Genomic DNA, 11,749 nt, shown 5'->3' with positions numbered 1-11,749 from the left:
CCCAACTCGACAAAAGGGGCACCCACATCCTTGGCGGTATCACGAATGACGTCGCGTGCCGGCGGGCGGGTCACGCCGCTGATGGCGGGAACCCCCGGTTTGAAGATGCCCGCTTTTTCTTTGGCGATTTCTTCGACGGTGTTGCCGAGGACGTGTTGATGGTCGAGCCCGATGCTGGAGATCAACGTCACGTCGCTTTGAAAAACGTTCGTGCTGTCGAGACGCCCGCCCAAACCGGTCTCGAGGACCCAAAACTCACAGTGGCTGCGATGGAAGTGTTCGATCGCGATCGCGGTGGTGAGTTCAAAGAAGGTGGGGCCGCCGATTTCTTCTTGCGACATCTGTTCGACGATCGGGCGCATGGAATCGATCAGGTTGGTCAGTTCCAAGGGGGATGCGGGGCACCCGTTCACGCGAAACCGCTCCTCCAGGCTGACCAGGTGCGGCGACGTGTAGAGCCCGACGCGGTGGCCGGCCGCGGTCAGCATCGTCGAAATCATCGTTGCAACCGAACCTTTTCCTTTGGTTCCGGCGATATGAACGATCGTGGCCAGGTCCGGTCGGGGGCTGTTTCGACGCGTTCCGGGCGGAGATGACTGGGGTTGGGCAGGCAGCGGGCTGGCGAGATAATCTCCGTGGCCGAGGCGACGGATCAATTCTCGCATGCGGTCGAGGGTGAAGCGGTATCGCGTTCCTGGTCGGGCCATCCTTTCATAGTCAATCCGGTCGTAGAGCCACCGAGTCGCCAGTTGATAGGCGGCCGATTTCGAGTGTGGCATGGCAGAAGAGGCTGGCAAAGGTGAGCGGAATGACGGTCGCGTCGCGAAGAGATTGGAGGCCGTTTGGCCCCAGCAAACCCGACATTGTAGCGTCACGGACCGCGACGCCACCGCCGCCTGAGGCAATGAACAACAAAATTGCGAACCGTTTTCGGATCACCGCCGTAGCGATCGGACCTTCTTTGTCAAGTTTTTCTCTCCCAACCTCGTCGGGATCAATATTACGTGGATACCGATAACAGTACCGCCGTCGCCGAAACGTCCGAAGACACCTCGCCGACAACCGCGAAATCGTCAGACAGCGTGGTCATCGAAACCCGCAACCTCAGCAAAATTTACCGCGATTTCTGGGGGCGAAAGAAAGTTCACGCTCTGAAATCCCTCGATATCGAAGTCAAACCCGGAGAGATCTTCGGGCTGCTCGGTCCGAACGGAAGTGGTAAGTCCACGACGATTAAGTTGATCCTGGGATTGCTGTTTCCGACCAGCGGCCGCGTTTTGGTCTTCGATCAGGACGCCAGCGAAACGCAGAAGAATGAGCGGATCGGTTATTTGCCGGAAGAGTCTTACCTCTACAAATTTCTGACGGCTGAAGAAACCCTCGATTTTTATGGGCGTCTGTTCGACTTGTCCGCCGCGGAACGAAAGAACCGTGTCAAACAGTTGATCGAAATGGTCGGTCTGCAGGGAGCCAAGCACCGCCAACTGAAAGAATATTCCAAGGGGATGACGCGTCGGGTCGGTCTGGCTCAGGCGTTGATCAACGATCCCGACTTGGTCCTGCTCGACGAACCGACCACCGGTTTGGACCCGATCGGGACGCGTGAGATGAAGGACTTGATTCTCGGCCTGCGTGACCGGGGGAAGACGGTTTTGCTTTGTTCGCACCAGCTTGCCGACGTGCAAGACGTTTGCGACCGGGTCGCGATTCTGCACCAGGGCGAACTGAAAGAACTCGGCCGCGTTTCGGATCTGTTGAAGGTTCAAGATGTCACCGAGGTGCACGCTACCGGGCTCAGCGATGCGGCCAAATCGGAAATTGCCGAAGTGATCGCCCGTCACGGCGGAACCGTCGAGTCGATCGACAACCCGACCGCCACGATGGAAGACCTGTTCCTGAACATTGTTCGCGAGAGCGAAGCACGTCCGGGGGCTCGTCGCGTGTCGCAGGCCACCGAATCGAAGAATTCATCGAACGGTTCGACGAGTGACGGAGACCAAGCATGAATTTGCAGCTCGATGACTTTTGGTCATTCTATGAGTGGTTCTTCCGACCGGGAGCATTCCTCGAAAGCGCCGCTCTGAAGGGGATCGTGTTAGCGGTTCTCGGTATCGTGTTGGGGCTGGTCGTCGGTTACGTGATCTCGTCGTCCCGGTATGGGTCGGGTGAAGGGTTTTTCGCGGTCGCTCGATCGGTTCGTGATTTGTTCCGGTTTGATCTTCCGGGGACCCGTGTTCGCCGGATTCTCGCACTCGCACGACTCGCGTTCAAAGAAGCGGTTCGCCGCAAGGTGCTTTACGTCGTTGGCCTCTTTGTCGTGTTGTTGTTGCTCGCGGGATGGTATTTGAATCCGCAGAGTGATGACCCGGCGCGACTGTATATCAGTTTTGTGTTAACGGCCACGAACTATCTCGTGTTGGCGTTGGCGTTGTTCATCAGTTCGTTTTCGCTGCCTGAAGACATCAAGAACAAAACGCTTTATACGATTGTGACGAAGCCCGTTCGGGCCACCGAGATCGTGCTCGGCCGGATGCTCGGATTCGTGGCAATGGGGACAGTTATCCTGATCCCGATGGGGGCGCTCAGTTACCTGTTTGTGACGCGGGGGTTGGCTCATACGCATGCGGAAGTCGCCGATGTGCGTGAACTTCCCTCCGGTGGTTTCGAAGGGGAAACCGACTACACGCGTTTCCACTCTCACCACTTTGAACTGAACGATGCCGGCGAGGGCGTGACGGATATGGTCCGTGGTCACCGGCACGTTGTGATTCGCAAAGACGACGGCAGTTTCAGTGTCGGACCGGTTGAGGGTGCCCTCCGTGCACGCGTGCCGTCTTACGGCAGTTTGGTGTTCCGCGATCGCTCGGGGAATCTGCAGGAGGAAGGCATCGATGTCGGGAACGAGCGTCTCGCCGGTGGATACGGCAGCGCCGGGATTTCTCGACTGATTGGTGTCGCCCGCGGGACTCGGAAGATCGAACACGGGTACGTCGAAGGTGGCGGTCTGGGAACGGCCGAGTACACGTTCTCGGGCGTGACCAAGGAGCGTTATGGAAGCAGCATTCCTGTCGACCTCTCGCTGCGAGCCTACCGTTCCTACAAAGGAAACATCGAGAAGGGGATTCGTGGCTCGATCACGATGAAACACCCTTCGAAACCGATCGAAAGCAATCCGATCGGGTTCACGGTCAACGAATACGAAGTCGACCAGAAGTTCCTGCCGCTCGAAATCGAAGGAACCAACGGCAACAAAACCGAGATGCTCAACGTATTTGAAGATCTCGTCGATGAGAAAGGCCGTATGACTCTCGTGGTTCGGTGTTTGGACGATTCGCAGTATCTCGGGATGACCCCGGCGAGTGTTTACCTGCGACCGACCGATCACTCGTTCGCGTGGAACCTGACCAAGGCGTATTTGTCGATTTGGTTGCAGATGACGATGGTGACCGCGTTTGGCGTGATGTTCAGCACGTTTTTGACCGGACCGGTTGCGATGGTGGCAACGGCGGTTTGCGTGTTGCTCGGTTTCTCCGCCGAACAGGTTTACGACACGCGGCACTACATCGACGCGGGAATTGAACGCGGTGGTGGACCGATCGAATCGATGGTTCGACTGCTCAAACAAGATGCGATGACGACGCAGTTGGATGTCGACACCGTTGCTGCGAAGGTGATCAAGACCGCAGATGCCGGGATCGTTTACACCCTCGACGCGATCGCGACGGCACTGCCGAACCTGCCGAAGATGGTGAACACGGCAGAGTTTGCGGCGTCTGGATTTGATATTTTCGGCGCGCTACTGGCGCGTCACGCGGTGGCGACGTTGGGATATGTCGTGCTCGCATTTTTAATCAGCTATTTTACTCTGAAATCACGTGAGATCGCGGCATGAATCGCACGACTCAATTTCGTCGGAAACTGACCTACCTGACCATTTTGGTCGTGATGCTGATCCCGCTCTACCTGCTCGGCCAACCCGCCGGCGGTGGTGGAGACGGGGGCGGACGATTGGCCCAAATGCGTGATGAGTTTGACATCTCCGAGAGTGATCTCGGTGAAATCAGCCCCGCAAGTGAAACGATGAAGCTCGCTTCGTTGGGGATGCGTGGTGTCGCCGCGTCGTTGTTGTGGAAGAAGTCGCACGAATACCGTGTGATGCACGAATGGGATCGTCTCAAAGCATCGCTGAACAACATCGCGTTGTTGCAGCCGCACTTTGACAAGGTCTGGGAATTCCAAGCTCACAACCTCGCGTACAACGTTTCAACCGAGTTCGATGATTATCGCCAGCGGTATGAAATGGTCCGAGAAGGAACCGAGTTTTTGACCAAAGGGGTCAAACAAAACCGAAAAGCTCCACGGCTGATCTGGTACACGGGATGGTTCTACGGTTCCAAGCTCGGTTTGTCGGATGAGAAGAAGCAGTTCCGTCGCTTGTTCTCTGAGGACGAAGTTCTGCATGAGAACCTGCGAAAACAGGGCATCGATGTCGAAGGCCCCGAAGCGCTCGGGCCGGCTCGCAAACCGGATAACTGGTTGATCGGTCGTTTGTGGCTGAACTCCGGATACGACCTCGTTGAAGCGGGGATCCCGATCCGTCGCCAAACTCCGATTAACTTCTACGAGACCGGACCGAAGTGGCGAATCAAACACGCCGAGGCGATCGAGAAGGAAGGCGTGCTCAATGACCAAGCTCAGGAAGCATGGCAACGTGCCTCGGAGGATTGGAAAGGTCTCGGGGAGCGTTCGATTCCTACGACGGCGTCGTTCACGATCAAGATGGGACAAATCGACGAGCTGCACCGTCGTCGGGCAGAAACAATTGCTGAGATCCGGCAATTGGCGCGACCTGCCTACGAGAAAGCACAGAAAGCAATGCTGTCGACGCTCGACCCAGTGATGCAGGACGCGTTGATGACGCCTGCCGAAGAGCGGACCAAGTCTCAACAATCGATCGCCGAGAACTACAAAGCCGATACCACACCGGACCTCAGCGTGGTCGCACGGGATGCCGATCCGAGTGTCCGATTGCGTGTCATGCAGCTCGTCGACTCGGTCAAGGACCTCGATGAGCGGATCCGAAAGACCGACGGTCACCGGAAGCAAATCAACTACGCGTACTGGGAAACACTCGCGCTCGCGGAACAGGAAGAGCGGACCGTGAACGCACGTCGTTTGATCTTTGAGGCACAAGAGGCTCTCAGTAAAGAAGGTGAACTCGAAGAGGCGATTCACCTTTACGAAGAGTCCTTCGAACAGTGGGCCGAAATCTTTGACGACTATCCGATCCTGGTGATCGACGATAGTGCCGAGGATTTGTTTGACTCGATTCGCGACTACATGAAAGCCACTGACTCGGATGAGATTCCAGAGGATTTCCCACTGCGAACGTTTGTTGAGTTGATGGGTGAGTACGGCGACGTGAACCCGCAGATGTACGAAGAAGTTCGTAAGACTCAGCAGGACAAACTCGCCGCACGGAAAGCAGAGCTCGCTGAAGAGGAACGCAAACGTGAGGAAGAGTTGCTCAAGCAGGAAGCCGCTGAAAACTCTGCAGCGGAGAGCGAAGAGGAAACTTCCGAAGAGGAGATGACGCAGGAACCTGAGCCGGCGTCTGACACTTCGGACGAGTCCAACGTGTCAGGCGAACCCGATGAGGAGGTGTCTGCTGATGAAGCCAAAGCGGACGAGTCAGCAGATGAACCGATGACGGAAGAAGCCGAGGCCGTGGCGGAAGACGAAGAGCCCGCTACCAACGACGCCACGAACGCGGACGAGGGTGGCGAAGGTGAGAACGCCGATGTCACCGAAGCGGTCGTTGAAGAAGTCGAAGATCTAACCGAAGAAGGTTCCGGTACTTAGTCGGAGATCACTTTTCTAGACACCGTTAGTTTCCGGTACAAAAATTCAAAACGCCAGTCACGCGAAGGTAGGACCGAGAATGTCCCGCCGAGCAGACTGGCGTTTTTTGTGCGCTCTGCTATTCGCCTTTAAACGAATTCGTCTTTGGGAAACCACCGCATCGATACGACCGAGCGGTTGCCGGTGCGATAGCTTTCCGCGTTGGGGTGATGGAGATCGGCGACGGAAATTAGAGGACAATGATCAGGGCGTGAATGATTCCGACGACCCAAAAGCCGACGAGGGTCAGCACGAGGTTAAGAAAGAACTGCGTGCCGATTCCGCGGTCCATGTAGACGGCCAATGGCGGCAGGAGAATCGAAAGAATGACTTTCAACAAAGTGTTTTCGTTTGTCATTGCGGTGGACATGTTTGTTTCCTTTTGACGGGTTATTGAGATTCGCGTTTGGTCTGCAGCGGCGAGACATCGGTGTCGTTCGTTCTGCTGAGATACGGTGTTGCATCTCGTGTGCCGAACGCAGGTCAATGCATGCCTCTGTTGGTGTTTTGTGTTCGTTTATCACGATTCGGTTGATGCCGCGATGGAATCGCGGATCGTGGTGGCCACTGACGCATCCTTGAAGGTCAAAGTGCGATAAGGGAACGGGATTTCGATTCCTGCGTTATCGAGCGAACGCTTGATCGCTGCGACGACTTCGTCACGACTGCGGCGAATGTCGGCCGGTTTCGATCCGGTCCACCATGCGACTTCGTAGTTGATGCTCGAACTGGCGAACTCCTTGGCGAAGATCTCAACAGTTCGTTTTCCTTGAACGGTTTCGCACGAGGCGACGGCGTCTCGAATCACTTCGCGTGCCGCGTCGACATCTTCGTCGTATGCCACGCCGCAGATCAGCCGCACGCGGCGTTGAGGTTGGCTCGTCAGCACGTCGACGTTGTTTTTAAGAAGGTCGGCGTTCGGCACGACCGACAACTCTCCGTCGAGTCCTCGAATCATGGTGTTGCGGATCGTTATCCGTTCCACTTTGCCTGTGATTTCATTGCAGGTGATAAAGTCGCCTCGATCAAATGGGTACTTCCACAGAATCAACATCCCGGCAAAAAAGTTTTCGAAGATGTCTTTGAACGCAAAACCGATCGCGACGGAACCGAGGCCGAGGACGGTCAGTGCTTTCGAGGGTGTCATTCCGGGGAAGGCGACCACGGTTGCGGTAAGCAGGCCCGCGATCCAGATTGCGATGGAGCTGAGTTGTGCGACCAGGTCTTGTAGGCTCGGTCGCAAATTGCGGCGGCTGAATATCTTGACCACCAGCCAACCCACGACGCGGGCGAGGAACGCGGTGATCACGAGGACCACGACCGATGCGATCAGCAACGGCGAACGGACCAAGAAATCTTGCACCAGCGAACTGAGACTGCCGAGCACGATTTGTTGACTTGATTGCAGATCAACAGTCGGGTCGACGGCTAGCTTATCAATGACGGAAATGACGTCCTGAGTGCGTCTGGCAACGTCGACCGCCCAAGCATGATGTTCTTCATTGTCGGCCATTCCCTCGAGCGTCACGATCCCGCTGGTGGTTTGGACGCGAAGGTCGGTGAACCATCCCGATGACTCGTAGATCTCTCGCAGTCGCTGCGTGATCGCTTCATCGGGAGCGACGTTGTCGATTTCGACTGTCGGTGCCGGCGCCGAGGAAGTGTCGTTGTTCCCTGTAGTCGTATCCTGCCCCAACGCAGGATTGCATCCGGCGAATAGCAGAAAGAAAAAGGTGACACACGCTAATCGTGCGGCACCTTGCGGCTTAGGTCTTGTTGGATTCACTGATGGGCGACGTTGCATGAATTCAGCCACCGCCTACGAATGGCTTCGTTGGTATCGCAAGGCTATCGCGAGGACTGCGATTGCCCCGAGCATGGAACCGATCCAACCGGTAGCCTGAATTGGCGCACCACCGTTGATGAGATAGACGACGAACCCACCAAAAAAGGAGCCGGCGACGCCGAGCAGCATGGTGCGGAAAAACCCAATGTCCTGACGACCTGGGTAGAGCAAACGTGCGATTGCTCCGATGAACAATCCGAATAGCATCCAACTGATGAGTGGCATGAGCATGATAGGTTTCTCCAATGGGTGGCTGTTTTAGGGAACGAACGCCGAGACTCTGCCGGATGGGCCGAGGCTCCGCCAGCCGGCTTGAGCGGTTGGCTCGCTTCGATTCGCTGACGTTTACGACGACAGGATTCGATCGACGGCGTTCGATAGTGCCTGCCTACCGACGCAAACCCATACGGGTTTGAGTCCGTAACAAAAGCAGGCGACGAAAGAACACGGAGCTAACCGCGTGCCAGGAGAAAAACGGCCGTATTTGCTGGGCAGAGCAATGTCCACTTTCGGACGACTGCGTGTTCACGGGAGCCGACTCGATGACGTCGTCGGCTTAATTCAGGTTGGTTTTTGCCGCGTCGGGGCTCAACCTGACCCGTGATCGACCAATTTGAGAGAAGGAACGGCCGGGTGGTGTTTCTCGGTTCGCAGCGGCGTCCGTGAACCCGTGACGCTTCCACGCGGTTTTGGTATGGGGATTGCTTCGTTGGGGCAACCACGCTCAGCCGATTTTTGGACTCGCGGGTTAGCGAGCCGATAGAATACGGTTGGGTGTTCCTAAAACCCCAACACACTCACGATAGAAGAGAGAAACGATGACCAGTCAAATCGAAACCGTCCATGGCGTCTCGCACCCGACTGTGACTGATTTCCCGAATGGCGCCAAAGGCGATGACTCAGCGGAGCCTCACCCTGTTAGCACGCAGTTGTATCGGGACGAGACCGCAGAACGTCTCGTTAAGTCCACTCAATACGCGAAAGCGGAACCGAAGAAAACCGCCTAGGGTTACCGCATTGTCAATTAACGGTCGGCGTTCTCGATCGCGGCAATGATCGCATCGAGATCGTTGGCCACAGGGATGGCACGGTTGGCAAAGTGAGCGGTCGTGACACCACGGCTGCCGAGCGTTTTTTCAAACAACTCTTTGTCGGCCGTGTGATAGGCCACCGTTGCGGTTGGATCTTTCAGTTCGTGACCGGTTAGGATGCACGCAACCCGGTCGCTCGGGGCGATGACACCTTCGCTGCGAAGCAGTTTCGCACCGGCAACGCTCGCCGCGGAAGCAGGCTCGCAGCCAAATCCGCCCGCACCGACTTGTGACTTGGCGTCGAGGATTTGTTGATCGTCGACTTCACGGACGACGCCGTCCATCACTTCGAGTGCTCGCAGGCATTTCTTTAGGTTGACCGGCCGGTTAATTTCGATCGCGCTGGCGATGGTGTCGGCGCGTTTGCCATCACGATCCATCGCTTCGTTGTAAGCCGTGATCGGATTCATCTCTACATTGCCGCCGTTCCACTTCGCACCGTGATCCGTCACGAGTTCATAAAGTGTGTTGGCGCCTTTTGCGTTGATGATCGCCAAGCGTGGAATGCGATCGATCAGGCCGTGTTGATGCAGTTCGCTGAACGCCTTGCCGAACGCGCTGCTGTTGCCGAGGTTGCCGCCGGGGACGACGATCCAGTCTGGCACTTCCCAACGCAGGGCTTCGAGGATTCGGTACATGACCGTTTTTTGTCCCTCGAGGCGGAACGGGTTCACGCTGTTGACGAGATAAATGCCGAGCTTTTGGGCAACCTCTTTGACGCGGAGCATGGCGTCGTCGAAGTCTCCCGCGATTTGAATTGTCAGAGCGCCATAGTCGAGCGCCTGGCTGAGTTTTCCGTAGCTGATCTTTCCGCTGCCGATAAAGATGACGGCCTGCATCGCGCGGGTCGCACTGCAGTAGAGGGCGAGTGACGCGCTGGTGTTTCCGGTGCTAGCGCAGGCGGCCCGGGTGGCACCCATCATGCCGGCGTGCGTGACGGCGGCACACATGCCGTTGTCTTTGAAGCTGCCCGACGGGTTCATTCCTTCGTACTGCAGATACAGTTGGCCCGGATTCATACCGACATATTTGGCAACCTCATCGGCCTTCTGGAGCAGCGTCTGCCCCTCGCCGACGGTGACAATCTTGTCTTGCGGTGCGAACGGCAGGAGTTCGTGGAAACGCCAAACGCCCGAGAACCGGACCGGGTTATTGCGTTGACTCCACATCGCCTCGAAATCGCTCAGCTTGCCCGGAACGCTGGCGCGGTCCCAGTCGTAGGCGATATCCAGCAGATCGCCGCAGTGATCGCAGGCCGTGCGAATGCTCAGGGTCTCGTAGGTGGCGCCGCATTGAGGGTTGATGCAGCGTTGGAACGCGAGGTCAGTCTGAGCAGCGTTGTGTTTTTCGGCGGTCTGAAGCATCGACGTGATTTGAGATCAGGCAGTGAGGAGTGGGTGGAGTGGCCACCACTTCAGGTTATGATTGCAGTGCCCTAAAGGATAGATCGGCAAATGGGACTGTCACGGTGAAATTTCGCCTGTTCGGGTGTGCTGGAAAAGCCGAAATGAGTGAGTTTGGCATCTTTTCGCGGAAAAAGAGCGTTTCTCACTCAATCCTGGAGTCGGACGTCGTTCGCCAAACCGGCGGAAATCCCTGCAGATAACGCCTTCTTCCGTTGAGGGGGCACCCACCTCGATACGATTCTCGTGTCGATCGTCGTCGTGAGAGTCTCCGCCGCCCATTTCGGAGACTCCTGCGAACTCCCTCCTACCCAATCCCTTCACCACCCTCAGAGGTTGCTTGATGACTCGGTTTATTATGCTCGGCGGATTTCTCGGTGCCGGGAAAACGACGCTGATTACCAAGTTGGCCCGTCGCTTTCAGGCCGATGGCAACCACGTGTGTGTTGTGACGAACGATCAAGCAGCAGGGTTGGTCGACACGGAACTGCTGCGAAACGAAGGATTGGACGTCAACGAGGTCGCGGGCTCCTGTTTCTGCTGCAATTTCACCGGTTTGACGGATGCGATGGCGGACTTCGACCAGCGTCAACGCCCCGACGTGATTCTGGCCGAACCGGTCGGAAGTTGCACGGACCTGATCGCCACGATCGCGATGCCGATGATGGAGAGAATGGGCGAGCAATTTGTCCACAGTCCGTATGCGGTGGTGCTGAAACCGAACCACACCCTGCGGATTCTCTCCGGCGGGAAAGCGGGATTCTCTCCGCAGGCGGAGTACATTTTCCGCAAACAACTCGAAGAGTCCGAGTTGATCGTTGTGAACCGAATTGATGAACTGTCGGACGAGCAACTCGATTCGTTGAAGAAGTATCTCGATGATCAGTATCCCGGCCGACGGGTGATTCCGGTTTCCGCACGCACCGGCGAAAACCTGGATGAACTGTACGAAGCGTTAATGTCGACCGCCTCGCCTCGTGATCGCATGATGGAAGTCGATTACGACGTGTACGCGGAAGGCGAAGCCGATTTGGGATGGCTCAACGCGACGGTGCACCTGTCCGGCGGAAGTGAATTCGTGCTCGATGAATTGACCGTCGAAACGGTTGATGCGATCCGTCGTCGATTGGAGGAACTCGACGCCGAGCCCGCTCACCTGAAGATACTTTGCTCGTCGCCGAGCGGTGTGAGTGTTGCCAACCTTGTCAGTAGCGATGTCGAAACGATGTTGTCGGTTTCGAGCAACGTGAGCGTCACGCAAACGAAGATGATTGTGAACGCACGTGTTTGTTTGGCACCGGAGAAGCTGCAGCCGATTGTCTCTGAAGTGCTCCAGGGCGTTGCAAAAGAACGTTCGGCCGAATTGTGCGTCGACCAGATGGAATCGTTCCGGCCTGGACGCCCCGAGCCGACTTACCGTGTCGCGTTGGGATAGATGAACCGTTGGACGCATCCATGATGGGCGCATCGATGATGACGCCCTTCATGCCTCAGTGAATGCTTCTGTG

General features: G+C 56.6%; 10 protein-coding genes. 5 read left to right on the top strand and 5 right to left on the bottom strand.

Going from position 1 to position 11,749, the window contains the following annotated elements:
• On the bottom strand, positions 1–779 hold a 779-nt coding region (locus tag RSSM_RS13635; RefSeq protein ID WP_008679554.1), incomplete at its 3' end, for a bifunctional folylpolyglutamate synthase/dihydrofolate synthase.
• A 225-nt stretch (positions 780–1,004) separates the two neighbouring features.
• Here RSSM_RS13635 and RSSM_RS13630 point away from each other — a divergent pair.
• From RSSM_RS13630 to RSSM_RS13620, 3 genes are read left to right on the top strand one after another with little or no spacing between them, the layout of a single operon-like run.
• Entirely contained in the window at positions 1,005–2,006 is a 1,002-nt protein-coding gene (locus RSSM_RS13630) for an ABC transporter ATP-binding protein (protein ID WP_008679550.1), read from the top strand.
• On the top strand, positions 2,003–3,892 hold the full coding sequence (locus RSSM_RS13625) for an ABC transporter permease (protein ID WP_008679548.1): 1,890 nt from the start codon (positions 2,003–2,005) through the stop codon (positions 3,890–3,892). Before RSSM_RS13630 ends, RSSM_RS13625 begins: the two co-directional genes overlap by 4 nt.
• Positions 3,889–5,862 carry a hypothetical protein gene (locus tag RSSM_RS13620; protein WP_008679546.1) on the top strand — a complete coding sequence of 658 codons (1,974 nt, stop codon included), beginning with the start codon at positions 3,889–3,891 and terminating at the stop codon, positions 5,860–5,862. The genes RSSM_RS13625 and RSSM_RS13620 overlap by 4 nt, the downstream gene beginning before the upstream one ends.
• A gap of 229 nt (positions 5,863–6,091) precedes the next feature.
• Here RSSM_RS13620 and RSSM_RS13615 read toward each other — a convergent pair whose 3' ends face one another.
• The 3 genes from RSSM_RS13615 to RSSM_RS13605 all read right to left on the bottom strand — a co-directional run bounded on the left by RSSM_RS13615 (position 6,092) and on the right by RSSM_RS13605 (position 7,978).
• On the bottom strand, positions 6,092–6,271 hold the full coding sequence (locus tag RSSM_RS13615) for a YqaE/Pmp3 family membrane protein (RefSeq protein ID WP_008679545.1): 180 nt from the start codon (positions 6,269–6,271) through the stop codon (positions 6,092–6,094).
• Positions 6,272–6,421: 150 nt separating this feature from the next.
• Positions 6,422–7,717 (bottom strand): mechanosensitive ion channel family protein, encoded by a 1,296-nt coding sequence (locus RSSM_RS13610; protein WP_008679544.1) that lies wholly within the window; start codon positions 7,715–7,717, stop codon positions 6,422–6,424.
• Between the two features lie 3 nt (positions 7,718–7,720).
• Positions 7,721–7,978, bottom strand: coding sequence for a GlsB/YeaQ/YmgE family stress response membrane protein (locus tag RSSM_RS13605; RefSeq protein WP_044302507.1), 258 nt, complete (start codon positions 7,976–7,978; stop codon positions 7,721–7,723).
• A gap of 587 nt (positions 7,979–8,565) precedes the next feature.
• On the opposite strand from RSSM_RS13605, the gene RSSM_RS13600 reads away from it, so the two are divergent.
• Entirely contained in the window at positions 8,566–8,754 is a 189-nt protein-coding gene (locus tag RSSM_RS13600) for a hypothetical protein (RefSeq protein ID WP_008679540.1), read from the top strand.
• Positions 8,755–8,771: 17 nt separating this feature from the next.
• Here RSSM_RS13600 and thrC read toward each other — a convergent pair whose 3' ends face one another.
• On the bottom strand, positions 8,772–10,202 hold the full coding sequence (gene thrC / locus RSSM_RS13595; protein ID WP_008679538.1) for a threonine synthase: 1,431 nt from the start codon (positions 10,200–10,202) through the stop codon (positions 8,772–8,774).
• A 382-nt stretch (positions 10,203–10,584) separates the two neighbouring features.
• Here thrC and RSSM_RS13590 point away from each other — a divergent pair, with 382 nt between their 5' ends.
• On the top strand, positions 10,585–11,676 hold the full coding sequence (locus RSSM_RS13590; protein WP_236621136.1) for a CobW-like GTP-binding protein: 1,092 nt from the start codon (positions 10,585–10,587) through the stop codon (positions 11,674–11,676).
• Positions 11,677–11,749 lie beyond the last annotated feature (73 nt).

This window comes from Aporhodopirellula sallentina SM41 (genome assembly GCF_000346505.1).
GTDB classification, from domain to species: domain Bacteria; phylum Planctomycetota; class Planctomycetia; order Pirellulales; family Pirellulaceae; genus Rhodopirellula; species Rhodopirellula sallentina.
Note: the sequence above shows the minus strand (reverse complement) of the source record. Positions and strands in the feature narration are given on the sequence as shown.

Excerpts from the sequence above, each read along its gene's own strand:
- RSSM_RS13625 (WP_008679548.1), top strand. The coding sequence starts at position 2,003 with ATGAATTTGCAGCTCGATGACTTTTGGTCATTCTATGAGTGGTTCTTC.
- RSSM_RS13620 (WP_008679546.1), top strand. The coding sequence starts at position 3,889 with ATGAATCGCACGACTCAATTTCGTCGGAAACTGACCTACCTGACCATT.
- RSSM_RS13615 (WP_008679545.1), bottom strand. The coding sequence starts at position 6,271 with ATGTCCACCGCAATGACAAACGAAAACACTTTGTTGAAAGTCATTCTT.
- RSSM_RS13605 (WP_044302507.1), bottom strand. The coding sequence starts at position 7,978 with ATGCTCATGCCACTCATCAGTTGGATGCTATTCGGATTGTTCATCGGA.
- RSSM_RS13600 (WP_008679540.1), top strand. The coding sequence starts at position 8,566 with ATGACCAGTCAAATCGAAACCGTCCATGGCGTCTCGCACCCGACTGTG.
- thrC (WP_008679538.1), bottom strand. The coding sequence starts at position 10,202 with ATGCTTCAGACCGCCGAAAAACACAACGCTGCTCAGACTGACCTCGCG.
- RSSM_RS13590 (WP_236621136.1), top strand. The coding sequence starts at position 10,585 with ATGACTCGGTTTATTATGCTCGGCGGATTTCTCGGTGCCGGGAAAACG.